At 50.7% G+C, this 270-nt stretch carries 1 protein-coding gene; it reads left to right on the forward strand.

Annotated features, from left to right (window positions below):
- The coding region (locus IEQ44_RS15905) for a hypothetical protein (protein WP_227487646.1) at positions 1 to 270 on the forward strand (270 nt) is incomplete at both ends.

Genomic DNA, 270 nt, shown 5'->3' on the forward strand with positions numbered 1-270 from the left:
AATAACGCCAATGGTGCTGCGCGTTTTACGGCTACAGACCTGACAATCGATGTTCAGGGCTACAGCGCCATGGGGATAAACGTACAGAAAAACTCTGTTGTCGATCTCGGGACAAACAGTACCATTAAAACCAATGGCGATAATGCTCACGGCCTCTGGAGCTTTGGCCAGGTTAGCGCGAATGCACTCACTGTTGATGTAACTGGAGCCGCGGCCAATGGCGTCGAAGTTCGTGGTGGTACAACCACTATCGGTGCAGATAGCCATATT

It is taken from the genome of Nocardioides malaquae (genome assembly GCF_015070385.1).
In the GTDB taxonomy this organism is placed as follows: Bacteria; Actinomycetota; Actinomycetes; order Propionibacteriales; family Nocardioidaceae; genus Nocardioides; species Nocardioides malaquae.